This is a genomic window from Campylobacter canis (genome assembly GCF_045504005.1).
Classification (GTDB): Bacteria; Campylobacterota; Campylobacteria; order Campylobacterales; family Campylobacteraceae; genus Campylobacter_A; species Campylobacter_A canis.
Genome location: NZ_JBJJXH010000002.1, coordinates 16,372 through 41,644 on the forward strand (window position 1 = coordinate 16,372; position 25,273 = coordinate 41,644).

The 25,273-nt window shown below is 38.7% G+C and carries 28 protein-coding genes; 10 read left to right on the plus strand and 18 right to left on the minus strand.

Translation table 11 applies throughout. The annotated features are described in order from the left end of the window. Nucleotides 1–8: 8 nt before the first annotated feature. The 4 genes from ACHJH3_RS02140 to ACHJH3_RS02155 are packed head-to-tail and all read right to left on the minus strand — an operon-like array spanning nucleotide 9 to nucleotide 2,385. A complete protein-coding gene (locus tag ACHJH3_RS02140; RefSeq protein ID WP_407063396.1) occupies nucleotides 9–662 on the minus strand; it encodes a CbiQ family ECF transporter T component in 654 nt (217 codons plus the stop codon). Beyond that, entirely contained in the window at nucleotides 659–1,240 is a 582-nt protein-coding gene (cbiM, locus tag ACHJH3_RS02145; RefSeq protein ID WP_407063397.1) for a cobalt transporter CbiM, read from the minus strand. The genes ACHJH3_RS02140 and cbiM overlap by 4 nt, the downstream gene beginning before the upstream one ends. A 3-nt stretch (nucleotides 1,241–1,243) precedes the next feature. Beyond that, nucleotides 1,244–1,669 carry a carboxypeptidase-like regulatory domain-containing protein gene (locus tag ACHJH3_RS02150; protein WP_407063398.1) on the minus strand — a complete coding sequence of 142 codons (426 nt, stop codon included), beginning with the start codon at nucleotides 1,667–1,669 and terminating at the stop codon, nucleotides 1,244–1,246. Beyond that, on the minus strand, nucleotides 1,669–2,385 hold the full coding sequence (locus ACHJH3_RS02155) for a DUF4198 domain-containing protein (RefSeq protein ID WP_407063399.1): 717 nt from the start codon (nucleotides 2,383–2,385) through the stop codon (nucleotides 1,669–1,671). Before ACHJH3_RS02155 ends, ACHJH3_RS02150 begins: the two co-directional genes overlap by 1 nt. 174 nt (nucleotides 2,386–2,559) lie before the next feature. On the opposite strand from ACHJH3_RS02155, the gene ACHJH3_RS02160 reads away from it, so the two are divergent. Further along, nucleotides 2,560–2,928 (plus strand): thioredoxin family protein, encoded by a 369-nt coding sequence (locus ACHJH3_RS02160; RefSeq protein ID WP_407063400.1) that lies wholly within the window; start codon nucleotides 2,560–2,562, stop codon nucleotides 2,926–2,928. A gap of 9 nt (nucleotides 2,929–2,937) precedes the next feature. Continuing rightward, nucleotides 2,938–3,666, plus strand: coding sequence for a cytochrome c biogenesis CcdA family protein (locus ACHJH3_RS02165; RefSeq protein WP_407063401.1), 729 nt, complete (start codon nucleotides 2,938–2,940; stop codon nucleotides 3,664–3,666). A 27-nt stretch (nucleotides 3,667–3,693) separates the two neighbouring features. On the opposite strand, the gene ACHJH3_RS02170 is transcribed toward ACHJH3_RS02165, so the two are convergent. After that, nucleotides 3,694–4,623 (minus strand): ribose-phosphate pyrophosphokinase, encoded by a 930-nt coding sequence (locus ACHJH3_RS02170; protein WP_169942662.1) that lies wholly within the window; start codon nucleotides 4,621–4,623, stop codon nucleotides 3,694–3,696. Between the two features lie 208 nt (nucleotides 4,624–4,831). Between ACHJH3_RS02170 and ACHJH3_RS02175 the strand changes: the two genes are divergently transcribed. Further along, nucleotides 4,832–5,137 carry a monooxygenase gene (locus ACHJH3_RS02175; RefSeq protein WP_407063402.1) on the plus strand — a complete coding sequence of 102 codons (306 nt, stop codon included), beginning with the start codon at nucleotides 4,832–4,834 and terminating at the stop codon, nucleotides 5,135–5,137. Between the two features lie 122 nt (nucleotides 5,138–5,259). Here the strand turns inward: ACHJH3_RS02175 and mnmA are convergent, their stop codons facing one another. From mnmA to aroQ, 11 genes are all read right to left on the minus strand, one after another. Next, nucleotides 5,260–6,303, minus strand: coding sequence for a tRNA 2-thiouridine(34) synthase MnmA (mnmA, locus tag ACHJH3_RS02180; RefSeq protein WP_407063594.1), 1,044 nt, complete (start codon nucleotides 6,301–6,303; stop codon nucleotides 5,260–5,262). A 102-nt stretch (nucleotides 6,304–6,405) separates the two neighbouring features. Then, on the minus strand, nucleotides 6,406–6,999 hold the full coding sequence (locus tag ACHJH3_RS02185; RefSeq protein ID WP_407063595.1) for an LOG family protein: 594 nt from the start codon (nucleotides 6,997–6,999) through the stop codon (nucleotides 6,406–6,408). Between the two features lie 88 nt (nucleotides 7,000–7,087). Then, on the minus strand, nucleotides 7,088–7,936 hold the full coding sequence (gene fliY, locus ACHJH3_RS02190; protein ID WP_173031552.1) for a flagellar motor switch protein FliY: 849 nt from the start codon (nucleotides 7,934–7,936) through the stop codon (nucleotides 7,088–7,090). Further along, nucleotides 7,926–9,032 carry a flagellar motor switch protein FliM gene (gene fliM, locus ACHJH3_RS02195; protein ID WP_169942670.1) on the minus strand — a complete coding sequence of 369 codons (1,107 nt, stop codon included), beginning with the start codon at nucleotides 9,030–9,032 and terminating at the stop codon, nucleotides 7,926–7,928. Before fliM ends, fliY begins: the two co-directional genes overlap by 11 nt. Next, nucleotides 9,032–9,739, minus strand: a complete 708-nt coding sequence (locus ACHJH3_RS02200) for an RNA polymerase sigma factor FliA (RefSeq protein ID WP_172200812.1) — start codon at nucleotides 9,737–9,739, stop codon at nucleotides 9,032–9,034. The genes fliM and ACHJH3_RS02200 overlap by 1 nt, the downstream gene beginning before the upstream one ends. After that, nucleotides 9,711–10,067, minus strand: a complete 357-nt coding sequence (locus ACHJH3_RS02205; protein ID WP_169942674.1) for a hypothetical protein — start codon at nucleotides 10,065–10,067, stop codon at nucleotides 9,711–9,713. The genes ACHJH3_RS02200 and ACHJH3_RS02205 overlap by 29 nt, the downstream gene beginning before the upstream one ends. A 14-nt stretch (nucleotides 10,068–10,081) precedes the next feature. Continuing rightward, nucleotides 10,082–10,948 (minus strand): MinD/ParA family protein, encoded by an 867-nt coding sequence (locus ACHJH3_RS02210; protein ID WP_407063403.1) that lies wholly within the window; start codon nucleotides 10,946–10,948, stop codon nucleotides 10,082–10,084. Then, entirely contained in the window at nucleotides 10,941–12,320 is a 1,380-nt protein-coding gene (gene flhF / locus ACHJH3_RS02215; RefSeq protein WP_407063404.1) for a flagellar biosynthesis protein FlhF, read from the minus strand. The genes ACHJH3_RS02210 and flhF overlap by 8 nt, the downstream gene beginning before the upstream one ends. Before the next feature lie 9 nt (nucleotides 12,321–12,329). Further along, entirely contained in the window at nucleotides 12,330–12,812 is a 483-nt protein-coding gene (folK, locus tag ACHJH3_RS02220; RefSeq protein WP_407063405.1) for a 2-amino-4-hydroxy-6-hydroxymethyldihydropteridine diphosphokinase, read from the minus strand. Then, complete coding sequence (locus ACHJH3_RS02225) at nucleotides 12,809–13,834, minus strand: M24 family metallopeptidase (RefSeq protein WP_407063406.1); 1,026 nt, start codon at nucleotides 13,832–13,834, stop codon at nucleotides 12,809–12,811. Before ACHJH3_RS02225 ends, folK begins: the two co-directional genes overlap by 4 nt. 2 nt (nucleotides 13,835–13,836) lie before the next feature. Beyond that, nucleotides 13,837–14,295 carry a type II 3-dehydroquinate dehydratase gene (aroQ, locus tag ACHJH3_RS02230; RefSeq protein ID WP_407063596.1) on the minus strand — a complete coding sequence of 153 codons (459 nt, stop codon included), beginning with the start codon at nucleotides 14,293–14,295 and terminating at the stop codon, nucleotides 13,837–13,839. A gap of 137 nt (nucleotides 14,296–14,432) precedes the next feature. On the opposite strand from aroQ, the gene mqnF reads away from it, so the two are divergent. Further along, complete coding sequence (mqnF, locus tag ACHJH3_RS02235) at nucleotides 14,433–15,653, plus strand: aminofutalosine deaminase family hydrolase (RefSeq protein ID WP_407063407.1); 1,221 nt, start codon at nucleotides 14,433–14,435, stop codon at nucleotides 15,651–15,653. 106 nt (nucleotides 15,654–15,759) lie between these two features. After that, on the plus strand, nucleotides 15,760–16,629 hold the full coding sequence (gene sppA, locus ACHJH3_RS02240) for a signal peptide peptidase SppA (RefSeq protein WP_407063408.1): 870 nt from the start codon (nucleotides 15,760–15,762) through the stop codon (nucleotides 16,627–16,629). A gap of 551 nt (nucleotides 16,630–17,180) precedes the next feature. Here the strand turns inward: sppA and ribD are convergent. Further along, complete coding sequence (gene ribD, locus ACHJH3_RS02245) at nucleotides 17,181–18,248, minus strand: bifunctional diaminohydroxyphosphoribosylaminopyrimidine deaminase/5-amino-6-(5-phosphoribosylamino)uracil reductase RibD (protein ID WP_407063409.1); 1,068 nt, start codon at nucleotides 18,246–18,248, stop codon at nucleotides 17,181–17,183. Between the two features lie 130 nt (nucleotides 18,249–18,378). After that, nucleotides 18,379–20,601 (minus strand): outer membrane protein assembly factor BamA, encoded by a 2,223-nt coding sequence (bamA, locus tag ACHJH3_RS02250; protein ID WP_407063410.1) that lies wholly within the window; start codon nucleotides 20,599–20,601, stop codon nucleotides 18,379–18,381. A gap of 92 nt (nucleotides 20,602–20,693) precedes the next feature. On the opposite strand from bamA, the gene ACHJH3_RS02255 reads away from it, so the two are divergent. The 5 genes from ACHJH3_RS02255 to thrB all read left to right on the plus strand — a co-directional run bounded on the left by ACHJH3_RS02255 (nucleotide 20,694) and on the right by thrB (nucleotide 25,252). Beyond that, entirely contained in the window at nucleotides 20,694–21,524 is an 831-nt protein-coding gene (locus ACHJH3_RS02255; RefSeq protein ID WP_169942694.1) for a prephenate dehydrogenase, read from the plus strand. Nucleotides 21,525–21,585: 61 nt separating this feature from the next. Further along, a complete protein-coding gene (locus ACHJH3_RS02260) occupies nucleotides 21,586–22,962 on the plus strand; it encodes a peptidoglycan metallopeptidase Pgp6 (protein WP_407063411.1) in 1,377 nt (458 codons plus the stop codon). Between the two features lie 63 nt (nucleotides 22,963–23,025). Continuing rightward, nucleotides 23,026–23,910, plus strand: coding sequence for a UDP-3-O-acyl-N-acetylglucosamine deacetylase (gene lpxC, locus ACHJH3_RS02265; protein ID WP_172200839.1), 885 nt, complete (start codon nucleotides 23,026–23,028; stop codon nucleotides 23,908–23,910). 83 nt (nucleotides 23,911–23,993) lie between these two features. Then, on the plus strand, nucleotides 23,994–24,362 hold the full coding sequence (locus tag ACHJH3_RS02270; protein ID WP_407063412.1) for a glycoprotease: 369 nt from the start codon (nucleotides 23,994–23,996) through the stop codon (nucleotides 24,360–24,362). Nucleotides 24,363–24,370: 8 nt separating this feature from the next. Continuing rightward, entirely contained in the window at nucleotides 24,371–25,252 is an 882-nt protein-coding gene (thrB, locus tag ACHJH3_RS02275) for a homoserine kinase (protein ID WP_407063413.1), read from the plus strand. Nucleotides 25,253–25,273: the final 21 nt, after the last annotated feature.

Genomic DNA, 25,273 nt, shown 5'->3' on the forward strand with positions numbered 1-25,273 from the left:
TATCCTCTTTAGATAAAATTTTTATAAGCTCTAAAAATAGCCGTTAAAATAACAATTACAAACAGTAAAATTTCTGCCAAGCTTGCCCGCAAAGCAGGTAAAAACGCTATCTTTCCGCTATATCCTCGCACTTTCATAGCGTTAAATATGCCAAACGAGCGATCAAGCCCGCTAACGATAATCTTACCGATAAGGCTTGCATAAGCCTTAAAGAAAAAAAGTGAAATTTCACGTTTGACACCGCGAATTTTAAGAGTTTTTGGCATATCCTTGACCCACACTAAAAGCTCTTCAAAAACTTTAGCGTAAATCATCATTATGGCGATTAATTTTTGCGGTAAGCGCAAAGAAAAGAGAGCCTTAATAACAAAATAACTATCCTTGCCAAGAAGCAAACTTAAAACCAAAAGTAAGATTAAATTCGTCCTTATAAAAATGCTTTTTGCACTTGCAAAATCGCCGTTTAAAGCGTAAGAAGCAACGATAAAAATCAAAAATATATTTAAATAAAGCAGCCAAACAAGAGCTCTTTTTTTATCTTTTTGAAATAGGATAAAGGCAAGCACGGGCGCTACAAAATCAACCGCATAAATTTCGCTCGCATTTAGCAAAAAGATATCATAAACGATAATGCTTAAAAGATAGCAAACCGGCCGACTCATAAGAAATTTGGCTTATAACGCAAGATAAAACGCAGTGCAAAAACCGATATCAAGCCCTCTATAAACATCAAAGGCAGATTAAAAATAAAAATCATATAAACAGCGTAATCAAGCCTTGCGCTGCTTATTAAAAGTATGGTGATAAGCAAGGCAACGCTTAGTAAAACAGGCGCAAATCCACCGATAAAGGAGATCAAATTCGGTTTTACACTTAAATGCGGTCTTAAAAAATACCACACCAAAACCGCAGGAGCCGCCATTATAAAGGTATTTACTCCAAGCACGCCTATACCTCCAAAACCGTAAAGCAGAGCTTGGAAAAATAGCGCTATCATAATGGCTAAAAACGCCTGCAAGCCGCCAAGCGCGCCGATAATGCCATTAAAAAGCAGATGTACGCTACTTGGGCCCACGGGGATATGCACAAAAGATCCAAGGAAAAACAGCGCCGTTAGCATAGCGACTTTCGGGATACTCTCAAAATCAAGCTTATAAAGCGCATAAGCGCAAATTCCGCCCGAGATAACCCAGCCCGCAACTAAAATTTCGCTATTTAAAATTCCTTCTGATATGTGCAAATTTCATACTTTTCTTGATTTAATAATAGCAATGATACCAAAAATACCAAAGATTATGCCTATGGCGCTTAAAATTCCAAGATATTTTTGATAAATAGGCTCTTTATAACTATTAAGAGCCAGCTCATCGTTTGCATCGATATCAAATTCTTTCGTATGCTCGCCATGATCGCTACTTGCGGTAATCTTAACCCTATACGCTCCCTTGCGAGGCGGCAAAAATGCAAAATTCCCGCCGCTATCCATTGTGCTGGTTAATAGCGGTATGGCAGAGTCGCCCTCGTATATGACGATCTGGGCATAAGCGGCAGGAATTTTCTCTGTGAAATTTGCATTTATGATTATGGCTTTGCCCTCATGTGCGCTATAAAATAGCCCGTGAGCACTTAAATTTAAGCATATAGCCGCTATAAAAGCTAGAATTTTCACTACTTGACCTCAAATGATATTGAGCTTTGTATAAGCATTCTTTCAGAGCTTTCGTCGGTAAAAATAGGCTCTGAAGATTTGGCCGCGATGATGTTTAAGCCCTTTTCTTTAATAGGAATAAGCGCAATGCCAAATTCGTTCGTTACGTTATCTATATCATCTTTTGCCGTTTCAAAACCAACGTTTTTAGCAGGCTTGCCGTCTTTTAGAACAAGCACAGGCAAGCTCTCGCCTACTTTTATCTTAAACGGATCGCTAAGCGCTATAACCTCGAGCTTAAGACCTATGGGCTTTAAGAAGTTTTCATTCCACGAAAAGTAGGTTTTACCTATCTTCATGCTTCTAATCGCGTCAAAAACTATCCCTTTTGTCTTTGCTCTATCGCCCACGACGTAGCCTTTATCCGTTTGCACCCAATGTCCTGCATCAAAGGTCATCGTAACTACGGCAGGCGATTTATCGGTCAAGATTTCAGGCAACTTCTTATCATCGTCGTAGTTATAAACTATGCCTGTTTTGATTAGCTTTAAATTCTCGTCATAAGCCTTAGCACCCAAAACTTGTTTTGAAGCGTAGCCTTCAAATTTATCGTGAGCCCAAAATTTAAGCTCGAATTTGTTTTTACCTACGCTTTGAGCGACTACTTGGTGCGCCTGTGTACTCATCGTTAGAGCCGTAGCTATAAAGATAGCTTTTAATAACATTTTATTTGACATACTACTCCTTTAATAATAATTTATTACAATTAGTATTATAGAGCCGAGGAATTTAATGTATTCTGAAATTTTATTAAGCGGATAAAGTATTTTATCAAACAGTATAAATTTTACACTTGATTAACGCAGGAAATATAAAATACGCCAACAAATTAAAACCGACAAGGAGAAAATATGAGAGTATTTAAAATTTTAGTCGTCGCTTTAGCGTTTGCGACCTTTTCATTTGCAGGAGAAGCTTTTAGTAAAGCTAAATTTGACGAGCTTATGAGCCAAGGCAAAGGTATAGTGGTGCATATCCACGCTACTTGGTGCAGCACTTGCAAAAAGCAAGAGAGAGTTTTAGACCAAATCGCCAAACAAAACAGCGACAAAGCCAGCTTCTTAACCGTTGATTTTGATAGCCAAAAAGACGAGGTAAAAAGCCTTGGAGCAAAAGACAGATCAGTTATCATAGTTTTTAAAGACGGCAAAGAGGTTTCAAGGACATTTTATGAAACCAACGAAGAGAAGATTAAAGAGCAAGTAAAGTTGGCGTTTTAAGAGAATTTTATGGATATCAGCGCTACCACACTGTTTTTTAGCTTTTTATCGGGAATTTTAACCACTTTAAGTCCTTGCGTTTTGCCGATACTGCCTATTATAGTCTCTTCGGCTCTTAGTAGATCAAAATTCGGACTTATAACGCTTGCGCTTGGTATGGCGCTATCTTTTAGCCTTATAGGCACTCTGCTTTCCTCCGTAGGACTTGCGCTTGGGCTTGATAGCTCTACCATAAGAACCATAGGCGGAATACTGCTACTTTTGGTTGGAATTTGGCTTATTAGTCCAAAAATGCAAGAGCTAATAAGCTCTAAAACAAGCGGCTTTAGCAATCAAGCTCAAGGATTTTTAGCCAAATTTAATCCTGACAGCGCCAAGGGACAATTTATAGTAGGAGTTATGCTTGGAGCCGTTTGGTCTCCGTGCGTAGGACCTACTCTTGGAGCGGCGATAGCTCTGGCTTCACGTGCAGAAAGCCTGCTAAACGTATTTATAGTTATGACCGTATTTGGAATTTCGGCAGTCATACCTCTCATAGCCATCGGTCTTGCCTCAAGACAGAGCTTTAAAAATAAAAGAGAGAAAATCGCAAATTTTGCAAGCAAAAGTAAAATCATCATGGGAATTTGCTTAATCGTAATTTCTCTTATGGTTTTAACGGGGCTTGATAAGGTAGTTGAAGGGTTTTTAGTAGAGATTAGCCCTGAGTGGCTAACCGATCTTACAACAAGATTTTAGGCAAAAGCCTAAAATCTTTTTAAATTTCTATCCAAATAGCGAATTTACGCTTTCGTTGTGATAGACACGTCTTATCACTTCACCAAATATCGGTGCAACGCTTAGAACTTTTATCTTATCAAGTTGCTCTTTTAGCGGGATCGTATCGGTTATAACAAGCTCATCTAAAGCATCATCGCTTAAATTCTCATACGCCTTGCCCGAAAGCACCGCATGAGTACAGCATGCCATCACGCTAGTTGCACCTCTTTCTTTAAATACTCTGGCAGCCTTTACTATCGTGCCGCCCGTATCGATCATATCATCTACAAGTATCACGTCTTTGCCGTTTACGTCGCCTATGACGTTCATCACTTCGCTTTCGTTTGCCTTTTCGCGGCGCTTATCGACGATAACGATATCAAGGTCTAAATTCTTAGCCACACTTCTAGCGCGCGCTACACCTCCGATATCAGGGCTTGCTATGATAGGGTTTTTCAGATGTTTGTTTTTGATGTATTCGTTAAATATTATCGAGCCGTAAAGATTGTCCACCGGGATATCAAAAAAGCCTTGAATTTGCCCTGCGTGAAGATCGATGGTAACCACGCGGTTAATACCAGCCGTTTGTATCATGTTTGCAACCAACTTAGCGGTAATCGGCACTCTAGGAGCGGCTTTTCTGTCCTGTCTTGCGTAACCGAAGTAAGGAATCACGGCAGTTATCGAGCTAGCGGAGCTTCTTTTAAGAGCGTCCGTTAGTATCAAAAGCTCCATCAAATTTACGTTTGCAGGCGCACATGTCGGCTGAACGACAAAAATATCCTTACCACGCACGCTCTCACCGATTTGCACGCTGATCTCGCCGTCGCTAAATCTCTTAATAGTAGCCTCGCTAAGCGGAAGAGAAAGATAGTGAGAAATTTTTTTGGAAAATTCGACGTTTGCGGTACCGGAGAAAATTTTATAACCTCTCATGAAATTTTACCTTTGTGAGTTTTTGGATGAGTTATTTTAGCAACAATGAACTTAAATTTGCTTTTGCGACTTAAAATTTGGCTTTGGGCAAAGAGCGATAAAAAGCTCAAACGTAACGATTTTAGCGCAAATTTTAAGCTTACTTACAAATTTGAGCTTATATCAAGTCGGCTTATGATAAATTTTTTAAAATTTCAAAGGAGGCACAATGGTAATAATGCAGGTTTTATTTGATTATAAAGGCGGTTATGGCGAGGAAATGTATGAGCAGTGCCGAGAGTTGGCCCAGTCCATAACCAAAGAAAGCGGATTTATCTGGAAAATTTGGACCGAAAATGAAGAAAAGGGCATAGCCGGCGGAATTTATGCCTTTAACAGCGCCCAACAAGCCGAAACTTACGCCAAAATGCACGCTAAAAGGCTTGAGGAATTCAAAGTTGCTACAAATTTCAGATATGAAATTTTAGACGCCAATGAAAAACTAAGCGCAATTACAAATTTTAAATTAAAATAGATGAGATTTACGGGCGTTTTAAGTCTTGACTTGAAAAGGATAAGGCAGCAAATCAAGGAGTGAATTAAAACATCTAAAAGCTTAATTCACTCCGGCTAAATTCAAATTTACGAAATGCAAATTTAAACTATAAACCCGCTTCCGATAACCAAATCATCTCGGTAAAACACCGCCAGCTGTCCGCTAGCTACGCCATAAGCGCTATCTTTTAACTCTATATGTCCCGTTTGTCCGTCTATCAAAACACGAGCGCGCAAAGGCACGCTTCGGTATCTAACTTTCACATCACACTCAAATTCTCGCTCGTTAATAAACATATTTATATCTTGTATCTTGATATCGCTACGCTCAAGCTCATCTTTTGAGCCGACAACTATCCGGTTGCTTTTACTATCTATGCTTAAAACAAAATGCGGTTCATGCGCGCCAAAGACCTCAAACCCTCGCCTTTTGCCGATAGTATAGTGCATATAGCCGCTATGTCTGCCGATTATCTTGCCGCTTTTATCAACCACGTCTCCCGGCAAATTCGTATCATAGTGGCGATTTAAGACATCTATATATGTAGTATCCACAAAGCAAATTTCGCTACTTTCGGCCTGCTCGCCAAATTCACGCAAGCTCTCAACGCTCTTTGCAAGCTCTTTTATATCACTTTTAAGCTTATCGCCAAGCGGAAAAATCATATCCTTAAGCACCTCTTGGGGCACCTGAGCTAAAAAATAACTCTGATCTTTATTAAGATCTTTTGCAACCTTGATAAATCCGTCTTCAACCTGCACATAATGCCCTGTAGCAAGCTTATCGCAACCTAAATTTTTAGCGAACTTCAGCAGCTCGCCAAGCTTTATAAATTTATTGCAAAGAGCGCATGGATTTGGCGTGCGACCATCTTTATAAGTATCCACAAACGGCTGATATACGTATTTATCAAACTCATCTTGCAGATCAAGCACGTGCATTTTGATATCTAAAAACTCACAGGCCTTTTTTACTTTTTCGATATTTTTTTCGTGATAACCGGGTTTTTTATGCAGCTTCATATAGCAAGCTATTATCTCATGTCCTTGCTCTTTTAGCATTTTCGCGCTAATCGTAGAATCAACACCTCCGCTCATCGCCATTAAAATTTTCATTATTTTCCTTTTATATACCCTATCGCGAATTTAAAACTACTTGAATATACCCGCAGACTTTAACATTAAAAATATCAAAAACGGGTTTAAGAGTATCTTTGAATAAAATTTGTGCGATTTTATAAAATAATTTTAAATTTCAGAAATTTCAGCTGCGATTTTTGGTAAATCATCACTGATTTCATAAAGATTCAGATCTTCGGCACTGATGGCTTTTTCCTCGATCAAAGTAGTTTTGATAAAATCGTCAAGCTTGCTCCAAAACTCGCTTCCGATAAGATAAATTTTAGCTCTCTTGTTGCGAATTTGAGCAAGAACCAAAATTTCAAAAAGCTCATCAAGCGTACCAAATCCTCCTGGGAAAATCAAAAACGCCTTTGATCTTTCAATAAGCGCAAATTTGCGTGCGTTCAGGCTCTCAAATACGAATTTGCTAGTCGCATAAGGATTTGTCATCTGTTCAAAAGGAAGGACGATATTTAGTCCGATTGAAGGGCTCTTGCCGCTATCAAAAGCGCCTTTATTAGCAGCCTCCATTATGCCTCCGCCTCCGCCGCTAACTATGGCAAAGCCGTCATTTGCAAGCGAGTAGGCAAGCTCGTAAGCCATCTCGCAGAATTTATTATCAGGCTCAAATCTAGCCGAACCAAAAAACGTAACACTAGGATTTTTATACGCCGCAAAATCCCTAAATTTCGTTAAATCATTTAAAATTTTTTCCATTATTTCTCTTTAAGTCATATTTATAAGGCTTAAGCGGTAGATTAAGGCTGCTTTGCTCGAACAAAAGCCTTCAATCGCTTAAGAAAGCGAATTACCTAAGCTGCTCCAAGCGCTCTTTTTTGCTTCCTATTTGCGTTATCTGGATACCGAAATTTCCATCCACGATAACGACTTCGCCAAGAGCTACGACTTTATCGCTGATTAATATCTCAAGCGGATCGTTTGCAAGCTGATTTAGCTCGATTACCGAGCCTATATCCATACTTAAAACATCCTTTAAAAGCATTCTTTTTGAGCCGATTCGCACCCGTATAGGCAGGCGAACGTCCATGATAAGACCGATATTTCGCATCTCTTCGGCGCTAAATTCGCTCTTTGCGCCGTCATCTTGACTCTTTGAATTTGCATTGCCGTCTTTATGGTCTTTGTTAAAAAATTTAACAAAAGAAAAATCAACCACAACTCCGATTTGTTCTTGTATATCTTCGATATTTACGGTATATACGTAGAGTTTTTCAAACGAACTTATATCGAAATTCGAGCTTTCGTCTATGAAATTTACCTTTGAAATTTCAAAATTCAGCTTCGGCATATTTTTTTGCGCGCCAAGCGAGGTTGCAAAAGCACCCATGATGTTTGAAAATATCTCTTTTGTAGCGTCAAGTTCATCTTCGCCAAGCTCGTCGTTACGCGAAATTTCCTCTTCACCCATCATCCACTCGCTTACCGCACTCATTAGAACAGGTGTAGCTACGAGTATCATTTTGGCCGTTATATCGCCGCTTATATTTACGTTTGCTACCGCCAAAGGAGGCTTTACGCCCTCTTGATTTGGAGCGTCATATTCGGCTTTTGGGCCTATATCGGGGGTTTTGCCGGTAAGTCCTTCGATGGTCGCTTTTACCTCATTTACAAATAACTTAAAAAATTCATTCATCATATTCGCTGCTTTCATCTAACATATTATCATCGTATTCGTTATGCTCTTGTTCATAGCTCATAAGTTTTGCTTTGCGCTCTTCTTCATACTGCTCTAAGATATGCTTAATCTCGTCCCTATCGGTTCTGATAAGCTCTTCTATCTTGATCGATTTTCTAAATCTATGAAGTCCCACTTCTGCTAAAAAGACATCTTTTTTATCGATTGTTACGATAGCTTTATCATTAGCCGAGCGATCAAGACGAAGTATATCGCCCTCTTTTAAATTCAAAAATTCATCTACGCTTATATTTGCCTTACCTAAAATCGCCTCATAAAGCACTTCGGCTCGCCCGATTAGGGTCTTAAGCTCTTTATTTCTGCTCTTTTTTGCGCTTGTTTCGCCAAGCATTATATCGCGGTTTGCCAAACGGCTTAATATCGGCTCAAGATAGATGACAGGATAACATATATTTATCATACCGCTTGAATTTCCTACAATGATCTCCATAACGACCATGATAACGATTTCGTTTTGAGAGACTATTTGCACGACGTTTGGACTACTCTCTTTAGCTTCCACGTTTGGATACATGTCGGTTATCATGCTCCAGCTATCCTTAAGACGCTGCATCATCATTCTAAGGATCGCATCAAGCAAATTTACCTCTATATCGGTCAGCTCTCTGCTGGTTTCAAATCCTTCGCCGTTACCCCCAAGCAATCGATCTATCATCGGGAAGGCTATACTTGGATTTATTTCAAGAACGCAGTTTCCATCAAGCGGTTTAATGGAAAACACGTTAAAGCTGGTAGGACTTGGCAAGCTCATCAAAAATTCGCCGTATGTCATCTGATCAACGCTATGCAAGCGAATTTCAACGATGCTTCGCATAACGCTTGAAATTTGACTTGCCAGGTTTCGTGCAAGCTTATCATGAATGCCTTTTATCGCGCGAAGTTGCTCTTTAGAAACGCGATTTGGGCGCTTAAAGTCATAGATAATTATCTGTCTTTGATCTTCTTGCGATGAGCTTCCTATATCGCTTGTATCGCCGTCCTCATCGACAACTTCAAGCAGCGCGTCTATCTCTTCTTGACTTAAAATATCAGCCATTATCTACCCTCAAGCCTATCTCTAATCTTACTCATTAAACGTTTATGAATTTGCGAAATTCTCCCTTCGGTAATATTTAAAATTTCGCTAATCTCTTTTAAATTTAACTCTTCATAATAGTATAGCTGAATTATCAGCTGATCGCGCTTACTAAAGGTGGATAAAATTTGCTCGATATTTTCTATCATGTCCTCTTTTTCAACTCTATCAAGTACGTTTTCTTCGCTTAGAATTTGCATCTGATCATCTAAACTAAGAGTCATAACTACCGAGCTTACGTTTCTGGCATCGCGAATTTTATCTATATCTTCATCAAGAACGCTAGCTAAATACTCATCGCTAGGCTCCTCTTCGTGAGCATTGAAATATTCGTCAACCAAGCTGTCAATGCTCTTTATAAGCGCTCTGCTGGCTCTGCTTACCACATCAAGGCTTCTCAAGAAATCAAGCATCGAGCCGTAAACTCTTTTTTTGGCATAACCCCAAAACGAGTCATTTTGCTCCTTATCATACTTGCGAGATAGCTTGATCATCTCTTCAAGCCCGGTGCTTATGAGGTCATTTACGTCTATGTGCGAAGGCAGGCGTTCTTTTAGGCGAAAAGCCATCGCGCGCAGTGCCGGCATGTACTGCAAGACTATATCGTCTTGCTCTTTTTTTATCGTTTGCGCATAAGCGTTAAGCTGCTTTTGCTTTGCTCTGTCCATGCTTTTTACTACTCAAGGTTTGCTTAATAAGCGCATTTTCCACGGCAAGCTTGGCAAGCAGGCTATCTATACGCTTTTCTCTTATGCCAAGCTCGGATATGAGATAATCAGCCGTCTCTTCATACTCCTCTTTGCTGTGCCCTTTTAAAATTCTCTTAGCGTCGATGTAGTTCATGATGATGATATGAATAAGCAGGTAAAAGACAAATGTTATAAGAAAGGTATATACCATCATCTCGATAGGTTCGCTTACCTTTAAAGTAACAAACATAAGCCCTATGAAAAAGCCGCACACCGTAAAAAACGCTATAAAATTTTCCGCTCTCAAAATTCGTCCTAAATTTAAAATTGCTCTATCAAACGTTTAAAAAAGCCCTTAAAGCTCCTGTTATCCGTCGTATCAAGCACTTTTCGTTCCAACCTGTAAAGTAGCCTTGAAGCGATATCCTTCATCTCGCCGCTACTTAAGCTAAATTCGCTCTCCTGGGTAAAAAGTGTTCGCTGCTTTATGCTGCGCGATACGTTTTTATCATCGCTTAAATAGCCCAAAAGCTCAAGCTTCAGTCCGCTTCCTATATTTGCGCGCGCCACCTTTTGGATATTTTCAAAAATTCTAACCGCCTCTTTTTCGTTTTTAACCATGTTAAAAACCATAAGCATGTTGTCTTTTATCTTTGAAGTTACTTTTATAACTGCGTAAGCATCGGTAATCGCCGCAGGATCAGGCACTGTTACTACTATCACCTCATCGGCGGCTTCTAAAAACATATGCGTATTGCCGCCTATGCCCGCACCCGTATCGATGATGAGAAAATCAAGCCCGTCAAGCACGCTTACCTCATCTAAAAATCTCTCATATAAAAACTGGTTGTTAAATTTTAAAATTTCATCGCCGCTTTCGCCAGGAATCAGCGTCAAATTCGGCTTTATCTCGATTAAAACATCTTTTAGCGAACACTCGCCCTTTAGCACGTGAAGCAAATTTTTACTAGCACGCACATTGAGTATCACATCTAAATTCGCTAGCCCGATATCCGCGTCAAACAAGGCCACTTTATAGCCGTTGTTTGCAAGGATGTTTGCCAAATTTGCGCTTATCGTGCTCTTGCCGACACCGCCTTTACCGCTTGTGATAGCTACAAAATGAGTGTTTTTAGCTCTTTTATTTGAAGCTACGAGAGATTTTAGTTTATCGGCTTGACTACTCATCGCCCGTTCCTTTTTCAAAGCCTTCCAACACGCACTCAACTAAAAATTCGCTCTTAGCCACCATAATATCATCAGGCACCTCTTGTCCGACAGAAAAGAAGCTAACGGGCGTATTTGTCTCATAAATAAGCGAAAAGACGTTGCCAAAAATTTTCGTCTCGTCAAATTTGGTGATAATTAAAGTATCTATATCAAGAAATGAAAATCCATCGTAAATTTCAAGCAGATCTTCGACTTTTGAGCCCGCAGAAAGGACCAAATTCACATCTATCTGCGCATCCGCGCTCTTTAAAAACTTCTCAAGCCTAGCCAGTTTTTCCTTATCATACTGCGAATTTCCGGTCGTATCTATTAGTATCACGTCGCAGTGATTTAGCTGCTTTATCGCGCTTTTAAAGTCCTCAACCTCGATCACGTCAAGTATCGGCAGCTTCATCATCTTAGCATACTGAAAGAGCTGTTCAACCGCCCCGATCCTATAAGTATCAAGGGTGATAATGCCCGTTTTATAGCGCTTCTCGCCGCTATAAGCAAACCGCGCGGCAAGCTTAGCAAGAGTGGTAGTCTTGCCGACTCCCGTTGGTCCAACCAGCATCATTATCTTTTGTTTTTTGTTGTCTTGCTCGATCCTGCATGGAAGCATCTTGCGAAGCAGAGAATAAAAATACCGCTTAACGGCGTTTGGATTTGTTTTCATCGAAGTTGGCATATTTTGGGTCGTAGTTTGCATGATCGCTTCTAAGTGCTCTTCCTTCATACCGCTTTTTTTAGCCGCTTTATAGATACTTGCAAATTCAGGCGGTATGACGAGGTTATTTCTACCGGGTGCCTTTTCTTCCCAGATCATGTCGGCTATCAAATTTACTTTATCGCTTAGCGCATTCATTTGCTTTGCTACATCATCGATTTTTTTGTTATAGCCTTCGGGATTGTCGTTTTGTATGCTTTGCATACCGCTTGATTTGGTTATCTCACTTATCTCTTTTGCGGCTTTTGAGATATTTACAAGGATATTATCATCGCTTTTAAAATCGTTTTTAGCACGGGATTTACCAAAGAGCTCATCGTCCGAAACGGTAAAATCATCCTTCAAAGGAAGCTCTTCTATCTCAAATTTCGGTCTTTGTTCAAATTTGTTATTTTGGTTTTGAAATTTATCATATCCCTTTAAATTCACGCTCTTTGCGACTTGCTTTGGCTCATCTTCCTCTTCTACGCTTACTAAAATTTCATAAAGAGGCTTTTTGTTTATCGTTTTTGGTCGAATTTGCTTAGTGGTAACCAGCATAGCCCTCTCTCCGCACTGCTCCTGCGCCTTTTTAAGAGCTTCTATGCTACTTTCGCCCGTAAATGTATAAAGCTTCGTTGCCAAATTTACTCCTTACCTAACCCTTTTCATTAACCCAAGCGGCAAAATCACACTTAACCTGCTCTTTGCTCCCACATGCGGAAGAGTAAGTCTTGCGTCATTTCTACTCGCTCCGCTAAAATATAAAATATCTATATCAAGCGTTCTTGGCGCATCCTTAAAGCTACGAATCCGCCCAAAACGCCTCTCTAAATTCGCCGTTACTTTAAGCAAATTTCTAGCGCTTAGGCCGGTTTGAATCAAAACCGCCGAATTATAAAAATCCGCCTGCTCTTTAAACCCAAAGGCTTCATTTACTAAAATTTCGGAACTCTCTACGATATGTATCCGTTTATCGTTTTGCAAAGCTCTATAAAGCCTATCAAAACGCCTTTTAACCTCTCCGATATTACCGCCAAGTCCTAAGACTGAGACATTTTTAAAGCCGTGTTTGTAATTTAAAACTCTCGGGAAAAAAACGCTTTTTTCAAAACGTCTCATTCCGGCTAGCTTCATAAAATTTCAGCTCCGTCTTGGCGAACCACTACGACATCCTCGATCCTTACGCCAAATTCACCCTCGATATAAATCCCAGGCTCAACACTGAAAACCATGCCCTCTTTTATAATCTCGTTTGAGCGGGCAGAGATGAACGGAAGCTCATGTATATCAAGCCCCACACCGTGTCCCGTAGAGTGAAAAAACTGCTTTCCAAAGCCTTGCTTTGCGATAAATTCACGCGCCGCCGCATCTATTTCGCAAGCTTTTTTACCGATTTGAACGGCTTTGATAGCTAAAATTTGAGCCTCTTTTACTATCTCGTAAATCTCTTGATGCTTTGAGCTTTTAAAATTTTGCTCTTTTGAAAAGTTAAAATTTTCATCAAAGCACGCAGTTCTAGTTCTATCAGAACAGTAACGCTTAAATTTTACACCGGCATCAAGTAAGAGCAAATCGCCATATCTTAGCTTCTTTTTGCTTGGCAAGGCATGCGCTTTAGCAGCATTTTCGTTTATCGCAACGATCGGGTTAAAGCTAAGCTCAAGCTCGCCGCGCTGCTTAAATATAAGCTCGGCATTAAAAAACAGCTCTTCTTCGCTCATCCCCTCACCGTTTTGCCTTACAAACTGAGCAAATTCGTCAAAGCAATTTGCTCCAAGAGTTGCCGCTTGTTTTAAAATTTTTATCTCGTCTTCACTCTTTATCATGCGTGAAATTTGTGAGAAATTAGGCTTTGGCGTGAAATTTATCCTAAGATTTTTACTAAGCTCGTTAAATGCGCCGTAGCTAAAATCAAGCGGGTTAAAATCCATCTTTTTAACTTCGTTTTTGCGCAAAAAAAGCCTAGTATCCTTTATCAAAGAGCGCTCTATCTCAACGACATCGCACCCCTTAGCAAGCTCTCTTGCTTCGATAGCGTATCTTGCGTCGGTCAGGAAAAATTTACGCCCATTAATGCTTAAAAATATCGCATTATCACAGCTATATCCGCACTGCGCATAGATAGCGTTTTCATCTCTTAGGATAAAATTTCGCATTCTTACTCCGCTTTTTGAGCCGCTCTCATCGCTTTTACTTGCTCAAAAACTTGAAGCATGCCGATCATAGCCAGATGATATCCCACAGGTCCAAAGCCGATGATTTGACCTGCGGTAACAGGTGCTATCATGCTTTTTTGTCTAAATTCCTCTCTGCGGTGAATGTTGCTTATATGCACTTCGATAACCGGCAAATTTACCGCACTTAACGCATCTCTAATGGCGATTGAAGTATGCGTGTAAGCGGCAGGATTTATGATGATACCGTCAACCTCGCCAAAACACTCTTGAATTTTATCTACGATTTCACCCTCTAGGTTGCTTTGAAAAAATTCTATATCGATACTGTTTTGCTCTGCAAAAAGCTTCATCTGAGAGTGTATGTCCTCCATCTTCATAATGCCGTAGATATTAGGCTCTCGTGTGCCAAGAAGGTTGATATTTGGACCTTGGATCACCATAATTTTGAAATTTCTTTCCACGTTTTATCCTTTTCGTAAATTTTAAATTTAGCTTTAATTATACATTTTTATTTCTTATATCATACTTCTATGATTTGAGTTTTTTTGCTACAATCACACAAATTCGGAGTTAAAAAATGACAATTATAAAAGCCAAATTTATCATGCTCTGCGATGAGAATTTCACTATCTTGAAGGATAAAGCGGTAGCATTTGAGGATAGAATTTTAAAAACGGGCGAAGCAAGCGAGCTAATTAAAGAATTTCCGCAGGCTGATTTCATAGACGCAAAAGACGCTATCATCGCTCCTGCATTTATAAATCCGCACGTTCATCTTGAATTCAGCGCAAATAAAACAAGCCTGGTTTATGGGGATTTTTTAGAGTGGTTAAGTAGCGTAATAGCCTCTCGCAGCGAGCTTTCAAAAGAAGCAAACCAAGCGCTTATAGCAAAAACCATAAAAGAAATTCAAAGAAGCGGAGTTGGTACTATAGGCGCTGTTTCAAGCTTTGGAAGCGACTTTGAGCCTTGCGTAAGCAGCTCTGCACGCATAATTTATTTTAATGAAATTTTAGGCACAAACGAGCAAATTTTAGAAACTAACAAGCAAAATTTCATCTCGCGATTCAAAAAGAGTAAAGAGGCGCAAAACGAGCTTTTTATCCCCGCGATTTCGGTTCATTCGCCCTACTCCACTCATCCCAAACTGGCGAATTTCGCACTTCAAATTGCCCGCGATGAAAATTTAATCGTATCGACTCATCTTATGGAATCAAACCACGAAAAAGATTGGCTTACGAATGGGTCCGGCGGGTTTAAAGAGTGGCTTAGCAAATTTAACAAATCAGCCACGCCTTTTTATGACGTAAATAGCTTTATATCGCTATTTTCCGGCATCAAAACGCTCTTTACACACTGCGTTTATCTTAACGACTTTAGCAAATTTGAGCGCGAATTTCATAGCGTTACGCATTGTGCATTTTCAAACCGCCTGCTTAGTAAAAAGACACTAAATTTACAAAATTTAATTGACGAAAAAATTCCTTTTAATATCGGCACAGACGGACTTAGTTCAAATATAAGCCTGAATTTTTTTGATGAGTTAAGAGCTAATTTATTAATCCATAGCGAATTTAATCCTCAAAATTTAGCCCAAATTTTAATCCTAGCTTCAACTTCAAACGCAGCGAAAGCTTTAGGACTAAATTTAGGAGAGATCGCTACCGGCAAAATCGCTGATATAGCTGTTTATGAAGGGTTTGGCGAGATCAAAGAAAGCGAACTTGCACTCATGCTTTTGCTTCACACTAAAAATTGCCAAAGCCTTTACATAAACGGCAAAATTTGCGAGCTTTAAGATTAAATACATGGCAGGATTTTGATTAAATTTATGAGCGAATTTTCATAAATTTGCTACAATCTTTGTTAAATTTACGAAACTTAAAACACAAAAAAGGAAATTTATGGGATTTTTAAAATTGATATTTTCGCCTATCATCGCGATTTTAAAATTTATAAACACTTATTTTAAGGCGATGATATTTCTGCTGATCTTGTTTTTGATATTTTCAAGCGGCGACAATAATGGCGTAAATGCGCCAAATTTAGCCCAAATAAACATCTCAGGCGCGATCAGAGACAGCTCAAAAACACTTGAAGAGATACACGCCGCAAGCAAAAACGATCAGATAAAAGGTGTCTTGCTATTCATAGATAGTCCGGGCGGCGCACTTGCTCCAAGCACAGAGCTTGCAATAGCGGTTAAAAATTTAAGAGCTAAAAAACCGGTCATTGCCTACGCAAGCGGCTCGATGACAAGTGGAAGCTACTATGCAGGAGTAAACGCAAATAAAATTCTAGCCAATCCGGGCTCGTTTATCGGCTCCATCGGTGTCATCTTGCAAGCGCCCGACATAAGCGAACTGGCAAGCAAGATCGGAGTGGCGCAACAAGTGGTAAAAGCGGGTGAATTTAAAGAGGCCGGAACGTTTGCCAGAAAGTGGAACGAAGCTGAGCGTACCGAGCTTGAGCGCCTGGTCAAGCAATCTTACAATATGTTTGTAAGCGATGTTGCGGCGGCTAGAAATCTTGATATAAACGCTAGCGATAAATGGGCAAATGCACGGGTATTTTTAGCGAGCGAAGCGAAAAATATGGGCTTAATCGATGAACTAAGTGACTATTATTCGGCAAGAAAAGAGATAGAAGAGCTAAGCGGTGTGAGCGAGCCTGCTTGGAAACAAAAACCTAAATTCGAGAAATTTATAGATGAGTTTTTGCAAAAAAATGTAAATAGCTTTTTGGATATGTTTTTAAATACGAGCGTAAGATAAAATATTTTTGGGCTTATTTTTGTATTTAGTGTCCAAATAATTCAAGAGGCTTTGTAGCCATATAAAACTAAATAGGAAAAGCGTGTATAGTGATTGCTTTTTTATTTGTAATAGCAATCATGAGAGATATATTTAATTAATAATTTTTGATAATTATAAAGATAAAATAAAAAATAATAATAAATAAACTAATTTTAAATTTTAAATTTATATAATTATATTGTGGGTCTGAGACAAAACATCCCTTCCCTTTCTTTCCCTTCCCGTGTAGTCTCAGGCCTTGCAAATTCGTTATTTTAAACCACTTAATAACTTTTATTTAATTAATTCTTTATTATTAAATTTAATTTATAAATATAAATAGTTGTTCGTTATACAATCTAAATAAATTCTTACCGCCAAAAGCATTATGAACTCATATAGTATAAAAAGCAAATTAGAAATAAAATCGTCTAATTTAAATTTTGCATATTATTACCAAATCTTAAAAACGTAAATTTGCATAAAGAAAAATTGCTAAAATTTATTTTTGCAAGCTAAAAATATAGAGGTCAAATTCTTTGAAGCCAAGTATAGCTGTCGCTTGCGAAATTTGAGCTAAAAAGCTTTTTTAATTTTAAATTTAGCCTTGCATTAGGCGCGTTTTTAAACTCGCTTGATTGGTATATCAAAATCCATTTAACACGCTCGTCAAGATTTTTTAAGAAATTTTCTCCACCCTCAAACATTACCAAAGGCTTTTTAAAAGCATTTTCCAAGCTATCTGAAATCTCAACATTGCGGTTTTTAACATTAAAAAGAGGGATACTCTTATCGAAATTTTTATCTCTTGAATATATCAAAATATCAGGATTTTTGCCGTTTGAGATAAGTCTAGTATCAAGCGTAGGGCGATCGATCCTAACCGTATTTCCACCGATTACCAACATATCGCACACGCTTCTAAGCTTATGGGAATGAGTTCTGCTAAGTTCGTTTGATATTATTCCTCCACTTGTTACTCCGTTTGCGCTAAGGGCGAGTTTAAAAAAGCTAAAATTTCCGCTTTGCCAAGCTAAAAAAGGCTCTATAAGTTCATCTGCAACCTCTTTTAAAACGCCAAATTTTACTTTTATTCCGCTAGCTTTTAAAATTTCAGCACCGCCGGAAGCGATTTTGTTTTCATCTATTCTTGCAATGATAACTTCACCAAATTTAAGCTCTTTTAGCAAATTTGCGCAAGACTTAGTTTTTCCCTCATGAGAGCATGGCTCAAGGGTAACATAAGCCTTAGCATGCTCTAATAAATTATCGTGGTTTTTAAGTATAAATTCGTAGGTAAATTTTGGCTCCAGATCGGCATTTTCAAGATCTAAGATATCGCTAAAATTTAAGTTAAACTCGTGGTTATACTCTCTTAAAAATTTAGCTAAAAAATCTTTATTGATGGTGCAAAGTGCGAAAAATACAGCTAAAGGTTCAGCATGCAAAAAGCCTGCTTTTTTATGAGCCTTTATAGCTAAAATTCGTCCGTTTTTATCTAGTATAACACATCCTACGGCTGGGTTTGGATAGGTTAAAAGCTGAAATTCCCAAGCCTTTTTTATGGCAAGAGACATATAAAATTCATCGTTTATCATTGATAGTCCAAGAATTTGAGATAATCAAAATTTAAGTGAAAATATCGTGAGAAAATTTAAATCAAGATAAGGCAAATAACCTATCAACGATTTAAATTTTCAAACTCATTAAAAAGAGCTCACAAAAATTTTAAAATCTCTGACCGATAGTAAATTCAAACGTACTTGTCTTATCGCCCGGCTTTTTGCCTATCGGTTTAGCAAATATCAGCTGCAAAGGACCTATAGGCGTAATCCACTCTATGCCACCTCCCGCACTATATCTTGTTATCTCATTTAAGCTGCTTTCGCCTATCTTGCCGTAGTCAAAGAAGCCAAATCCACGCATTTTAACGCGGTCTATCAAAGGAAAGCTAAGTTCTGCCGAGTTGTTAAATGAAATTCCGCCACCGATCTCATCGCCATAGGCATTTTTCGGAGTAACCGTTCTTGAATCATATCCGCGCAGGTTTCTAATGCCGCCTAGATAAAGCTTTTCGTTGATAGGCACATAACCTCTATCCCAAATTTTACCAAAGCTTGCTTTGTATCTTAGGATAAGATCATAATCAATCCACTCTCTTAAGCCTAAATACCAGTTAAAATTCGTTCTGCTCTTTAAAAATTTCTCATCGCCGCCAACGCCAGCGAATTCAAGACTGGTGCTTGCTATGATACCCTTTCTAGGTAGGTAATAATCATCCGTACTGTTGTAGGTTATAGCCGGAATAAAAGCGCTTTTAAGACTCTTGCCTTCTTTATATCCTGTTCTAAGAAGAGTTTTGCTAAGTCCTTTGATATCGCTTTGCTCTATAATATAAGAAAGTGAAGCGCTTAAATTTCTAGTGATTTTTTTACCAAGAGTAGTAGTAAAACCGTATGATTTCTCTTGATAGTTATTCCAATCGTAGTCATTGGCATAAAGCGTGCCGCCAAGGCTGTATTCCGAATCAAAAATTCTAGGATTTGTAAGTCCTATCTGACCTGAGAGCTCATTATCGCTTCTATCTACGCTTATAACACCCTTTAGTCCTGAACCAAAGACGTTTGTATCAGAAACGCTTGCGTTTAATAGCAATCCGTCCGAGCTTCCATATCCTATACCGCCGCTTATAGAGCCCGTTGAAGCCTCTTTAACATCCACCAAAAGATCAACTTCATTTACGCCGACTCTTTCTTCTTTTATCTCGACATCTTCAAAATAACTCGTTCTTTTAAGTGCCGACTTGCTATCTTCAAGATCGGTTCTATTATATAAATTTCCTTCGGTAAGATACATCTCTCTTCTTACTACTCTATCGATAGTTCTATCGTTTCCTGAAATTTGCACGTTTCTTATATATGTTTTATCTCCTGGAGCCACCTCATAAGTGATATCAACCGTATGCTCGTCTGAATTTTTAAACGTCTTAGGCATAACTCTTACAAACGCATAGCCCTGATCGGCTATCATATTTTCAAGCTTTTGGATATCTGATCTCAAGCGAGCCGAATTCATTCTATCTCCGGCTTCAAGCTTAAATTTCTTAACCACTTCCCTTTCGTCAAGCTCAAGGAAATCAGGTGCTTCTACACTCACGTTTGATACGGTATATGGCTCTCCTTCGGTTACGTAGTAAGTAAGATCCGCCATATAGTTATCCATATAGGCGTTAAGATAAGGAGTTGAAACCGTAGCGTCCAAATAGCCTTTTTGGAAGTATTTATCTTGAATTCTCGCAGAGTCGTTAGGCAGCTCAAAGAGTTTAACCTTACCGTCGTTTCTGCCCCACATCCAGCCCATAAATTCACGCTGCTTGTTGGCCACGACAGGCTCTATATCGCCGTAATCAAAAACTTTAGCGCCTATTAAATTTACCTTTTGTATTATCATATTTTCGCCACGGTTGATATTAAGAGTTACAAAGAGGCTGCTATCGCTTCCCGCAACTGGCTCTTTTTTCACGTCTATAACGGTATCAAAATACCCCTTTGACTCGTAATACTGCCTGATGCGCTCTTTGGCTCTATTTATGGCAAGCTCGTCATACATATGACCTTGTTTTATGCCGATAAGTCCGTCTATTGCGGTCTTATCGTTTGTAACGACGCCTTTTATATCAAGTCTTGCTATGCTTGGTTTTTCTTTCACCACTACAAGAATATCGCCGTTACTCTCCTCGATATAAATATCATCAAAATAATTTTGCCTAAATAAATTTGATATGGCTCTATCGGTGCTATCGCCGGTCAGCACATCGCCCACTCTAAGCCCCATGATCTCCTTGGCAACTTCAGGAGAAAGATGCAAAAGACCCTTAAAATTTATAGACTTTATCTCGGTAGCGCCGCTAAAACATACCGCAGCAAGTAGTAAAAAAACGCTTTTTTTCATTGAATTTAACCTAAAAATGAGTATTAGGCGGTATAATAACACATTTTAATTTTAAACAATATAAATTTAATAATTTCATAAAGGCAATCACTATGAAAATCGGAATTATAGGGCTTGGGCTTATCGGAGGCTCGCTTGGACTCTGTCTTAAAAACGAAAAGCTAATCTCTTGCGTTAGCGGTCTTGATATAAGCAAAGAGCACGAAAGAAAGGCTCTAGAACTAGGCCTTGTGCATGAAATTTTATCTCTTGAAGAGATGAAAAAGAAATGCGATATCATCTTTCTTGCAATCCCTGTCGAAGCGATAATCAATATAGTAAAAGAATTTGAAGACATAGACGAAAATACAACCATAATCGACCTTGGCAGCACAAAACAAAAGATCATAGAAGCGGTTCCTGAAAAGATAAGAGCGAATTTCGTCCCGGCTCACCCTATGGCAGGCACCGAGTATTCAGGTCCTACGGCTGCATTTTCAGGGCTTTTTAACGGAGCGGTTGTTGCCATTTGTGATTTTAAAGAGAGTAGCGAAAAACATGTAAAAAGATCAGTCGAGCTATTTTCTCACCTTGGAATGAAGATTATATTCATGGGCGCAAAGGAGCATGATCACCACGTAGGGCTTATCTCTCACCTTCCTCACGCCATAAGCTTCTCGCTTGCGGCAGGAGTTTTAAAAAAAGAGAATAAAAAAAATATCATCGCTCTTAGCGGCACGGGTTTTAACGGGATGATAAGAATCGCCAAAAGCTCGCCCGTAATGTGGAGTGACATATTTAAGCAAAACAAAGACAATCTAATAAGCTCTATTGAAATGTTTAAAGATGAACTTGCTGTGTGCGAAAATTTGGTGCGCGAAGAGAGGTGGGATGAGCTTAGAGATTGGATGAGTGAGGCCAGAAAGATACGCGAAATTTTATAAATTTACTTGAAATTTATAGCTTTTTAGTAAAATTCAGCAAAAATTAAAATTAGGAAAATTTATGAGAAGACGCGGAAGAAATTCAAATTTTATAGCTTACGGCATTATTGTCGTTTTGCTTGCGGTAAGCGGATTTTTGCTTTTTACATCAAATACGTTTGAGCGAGAAGCTCCGCAAATCGGTATTGAAGATGAAATTTATTGGAATTTAAAATCCCCTTTACAAGTCAAGATAACCGACAACGTTGCCGTAAAATCGATAAAAATAGTTATGAACGACGGAGCAAACGATATAGTCTTGTCGAACCAAAAATTTGATGCTCCAATCGGTTCGCTTGATCTGAATATAACTTTTCCAAAGACGGGATTTGCCGCACAAAAAGATCTTTATACTCTCAAATTTGAAGCCGTAGATACGAGCAGATGGGGCTTTTTCTTTGGCAACAAGGAGAGCAAAGAGGTAAAAGTAACGGTAGATAGCAAAAAACCCGATCTTCACATCCTAAATCACTCCTACGCGATAAACAAAGGAGGCACCGCCACAGTCGTATTTAAGGCAAATGACGAGAGGTTAAAAGATGTCTATATCGAGTCAAATTTCGGCAAAAAATTCATACCTACCAAATTTTATCAAGACGATTACTATGCGTCTTTAGTGGCTTGGCCGGTGGATGAAAGTTCATTTAGTGCCGATGTGGTAGCGGTTGATCTTGCAGGAAACGAAAGTAGAAGCAAGATAAGGTTTTTTTACCAAAACCGAAGCTACCGCGTTTCTAAAATAAAACTGGATAATCAAAATAGATTTTTAAATGAAAAAATCCCAGATCTTGCGCAACAATACGCAAAAGATTATGAAAGCATGTCAAACGTAGAAAAGATGAAATTCGTAAACGAAACCCTAAGAGCGGCGAATGAAAAGCTCATAGCCGACGCTACGTCTAAAATTTCAACCGATACGATAAGCGAATTTGGTCTTAAGAAATTCTACCCGCTTAAAAACGGCAAGGCGGTAGCGAGCTTCGGCGATCATAGATACTATACCTTAGGCGATCAAGAGATAAGCGAATCTTGGCACATGGGAATAGATCTTGCTTCTACCCAAAGAGCAAACATAGTTTCAAGCAACGACGGCATAGTAGAATTTGCAGGAGAAAACGGTATCTACGGACAAAACGTGATCATAAATCACGGATTTGGCGTATTTTCGCTTTACGGACACTGCACCTCTTTGACGGTAAAAACAGGCGATGAAGTAAAAGCCGGCGATATAATAGGCACAACGGGAGTTAGCGGGCTTGCAATGGGAGATCATTTGCATTTTGGAATGATAGTGCAAGGCATAGAGGTAAGACCTGAAGAATGGATGGATACGGGCTGGATGAAAGATAACGTTTCAGGCGTGCTAAATTCGGCAAAAAAAATGATAAGTGGCAAATAACTAGAATTTGTTACCAAAAATATGTATAATTAGAAAAAATTTTATGAATTTTAAGGGAAAATTTTGCAACAAACAACGATAAAAAGAGCTGTTGAAAGCGTCGGTATCGGGCTTCATAAAGGCGAGCCAATAAAAATAACGCTAGAGCCAACAAGCGCAAATACGGGCATAGTTTTTTATAGAAAAGATCTTGGCGTTAGCTACAAAGCAGAACCGAAAAACGTGATCAATACTCAAATGGCAACGGTCATAGGAGGAAAAGAGGGCTATATATCAACGATCGAACACTTATTAAGCGCTATTAGCGGGTATGGCATAGACAACATCCGCATAGTTCTTGATGCCAACGAAGTTCCCGTAATGGACGGAAGCGCGATAAGTTACTGTATGATGCTTGATGAAGCTGGGATTCAAAAACTTGAAGATCACAAGCGCGCCATAATCATCAAAAAAGAAGTTCAAGTAACAAAAGGCGAAAAATTTGCCAAAGTAACTCCGTCAAAAAATCCTAAATTTGACTTTACTATCAAATTTGATCACCCAATTATAGGCGAACAAAGATATGTTTTTGAATTTAGCAAAAGTTCTTTTATAGAAGAGATTGCAAGAGCTAGGACTTTTGGATTTTTAAAAGATGTCCAGATGCTTCGCGCAAACAACCTTGCCCTAGGCGGAAGCTTAGATAATGCCGTAGTAATCGACGATACTCGCATACTAAATCCTGAAGGACTTAGATTTGAAAACGAATTCGTGCGCCATAAAATTCTTGATGCGATAGGCGACTTAAGCCTTATAGGCGCGCCTTTGATGGCTGATTATACTTCATTTGCCGGAAGTCATGAGCTAAATCACGAATTAACCGTAGCTATTTTAAGCGATGTTAAAAACTATGAGATTGTTACTCTTAAAGGTGATTTGGCACTTGAATATCAAAAGGTATTTGCATAAAACATATCCAAATTCTCGTAGTTGCGCTATCTTCTCCGATTATCGTCGGAATTTACGATAATGACGGCAAATTCATACAAAAAATGATAAGCGATAAAAAATCCGACGAATCGCTTATCGAAATTCTTAATGAACTTACCAATGAGCAAAAATTACAAATTTCAAAGATTATTTACGCAAATGGACCGGGAAGTTTCATGGGGACAAAAGTCTCTTATATAATATTAAAAACTTTTAGCATGGTTAAAGAGTGTGAATTTTACGCTATAAGCGGATTTGAATTAAATGGAAACGGAGCAATAAAAGCAAACAAAGCCTTAAGCTTCGTAAAAACAGGAGATGAAATTTTGCTTCAAAAAGCAGAGCCTAAAGAATTTGAATTGCCGTTAAATTTAGATGTTTTAAATCTAAATTTAGATACTCTACCAAACTACGTAATTCAAGCGGTTTAGGAGATAATTTGGTCATAAAAGTTCCTGCAACAAGTGCAAATTTAGGGCCCGGTTTTGACGCATTAGGGCTTGCTCTAAGCCTATATAACGAAGTTGAAATAACGAGAGCCAAATTCTCTTCTATAGCGATTTTTGGAGAGGGTGATGATAATATAAAATTAAAAAAAAATAACTTATTCTTATCCGTTTTTAATGAAATTTACTCAGAACTTACAGGCAAAAAAGACACTTTTCGCATAATCTTTAAAAACCAAATTCCTTTTTCAAGAGGCCTTGGAAGCTCTTCTGCGGTTATAACTTCAGCAATTGCGGCAGCTTATGCGACAGCTGAATTTAAAGTCGATAAAAACATAATTTTAAATAAAGCGCTGATCTATGAAAATCATCCCGATAATATAGCTCCTGCAACGCTTGGCGGATTTGTAAGCTCGGTAGTAGATAAAAACCAAGTAGTGCACATCAAGAAATTCATCAAAGACGATATAAAAGCCGTAGTAGTGATCCCTGATAAACCGATGAGCACTAGAGAATCGCGCACAAAGCTACCTAAGAGTTATCTTATGAGCGAATGCGTAAATAATCTCGCTCACGCTTCGTTTTTGACGGCTTGCTTTTTTGAAGAGAGATATGAGCTATTAAAAGTTGCGGCAAAAGATATGATGCATGAAGATATCAGGATGAAGTCGCTCCCCGAGCTATTTGACGTAAGAAAAACGGCTTATGAAAACGGAGCTTTGATGAGCACTCTTTCAGGAAGCGGCTCAACCATGCTAAACATATCTTATAAAAATGACGCATCAAATTTGAAAGAGAAGTTAAAAGATAAATTCAAAAGCTTCAGAGTTGAAATTTTATCCTTTGACAATGATGGATTTATAATAAAAAGCTAAAAAAAAGCAAACAAAAGATAT

Bases quoted from the DNA above. Each gene is read 5' to 3' on its own strand.
- ACHJH3_RS02170 (WP_169942662.1), bottom strand. From the start codon at position 4,623: ATGAGAGGTTATAAAATTTTCTCCGGTACCGCAAACGTCGAATTTTCC.
- ACHJH3_RS02160 (WP_407063400.1), top strand. From the start codon at position 2,560: ATGAGAGTATTTAAAATTTTAGTCGTCGCTTTAGCGTTTGCGACCTTT.
- ACHJH3_RS02225 (WP_407063406.1), bottom strand. From the start codon at position 13,834: ATGCGAAATTTTATCCTAAGAGATGAAAACGCTATCTATGCGCAGTGC.
- ACHJH3_RS02210 (WP_407063403.1), bottom strand. From the start codon at position 10,948: ATGAGTAGTCAAGCCGATAAACTAAAATCTCTCGTAGCTTCAAATAAA.
- mqnF (WP_407063407.1), top strand. From the start codon at position 14,433: ATGACAATTATAAAAGCCAAATTTATCATGCTCTGCGATGAGAATTTC.
- fliY (WP_173031552.1), bottom strand. From the start codon at position 7,936: ATGATGAATGAATTTTTTAAGTTATTTGTAAATGAGGTAAAAGCGACC.
- ACHJH3_RS02255 (WP_169942694.1), top strand. From the start codon at position 20,694: ATGAAAATCGGAATTATAGGGCTTGGGCTTATCGGAGGCTCGCTTGGA.
- ACHJH3_RS02175 (WP_407063402.1), top strand. From the start codon at position 4,832: ATGGTAATAATGCAGGTTTTATTTGATTATAAAGGCGGTTATGGCGAG.
- ACHJH3_RS02270 (WP_407063412.1), top strand. From the start codon at position 23,994: ATGATAAGCGATAAAAAATCCGACGAATCGCTTATCGAAATTCTTAAT.
- folK (WP_407063405.1), bottom strand. From the start codon at position 12,812: ATGAAGCTAGCCGGAATGAGACGTTTTGAAAAAAGCGTTTTTTTCCCG.
- ACHJH3_RS02155 (WP_407063399.1), bottom strand. From the start codon at position 2,385: ATGTCAAATAAAATGTTATTAAAAGCTATCTTTATAGCTACGGCTCTA.
- fliM (WP_169942670.1), bottom strand. From the start codon at position 9,032: ATGGCTGATATTTTAAGTCAAGAAGAGATAGACGCGCTGCTTGAAGTT.
- ACHJH3_RS02140 (WP_407063396.1), bottom strand. From the start codon at position 662: ATGAGTCGGCCGGTTTGCTATCTTTTAAGCATTATCGTTTATGATATC.
- ACHJH3_RS02165 (WP_407063401.1), top strand. From the start codon at position 2,938: ATGGATATCAGCGCTACCACACTGTTTTTTAGCTTTTTATCGGGAATT.
- bamA (WP_407063410.1), bottom strand. From the start codon at position 20,601: ATGAAAAAAAGCGTTTTTTTACTACTTGCTGCGGTATGTTTTAGCGGC.
- ACHJH3_RS02200 (WP_172200812.1), bottom strand. From the start codon at position 9,739: ATGGACAGAGCAAAGCAAAAGCAGCTTAACGCTTATGCGCAAACGATA.
- ribD (WP_407063409.1), bottom strand. From the start codon at position 18,248: ATGATAAACGATGAATTTTATATGTCTCTTGCCATAAAAAAGGCTTGG.
- ACHJH3_RS02260 (WP_407063411.1), top strand. From the start codon at position 21,586: ATGAGAAGACGCGGAAGAAATTCAAATTTTATAGCTTACGGCATTATT.
- sppA (WP_407063408.1), top strand. From the start codon at position 15,760: ATGGGATTTTTAAAATTGATATTTTCGCCTATCATCGCGATTTTAAAA.
- aroQ (WP_407063596.1), bottom strand. From the start codon at position 14,295: ATGGTGATCCAAGGTCCAAATATCAACCTTCTTGGCACACGAGAGCCT.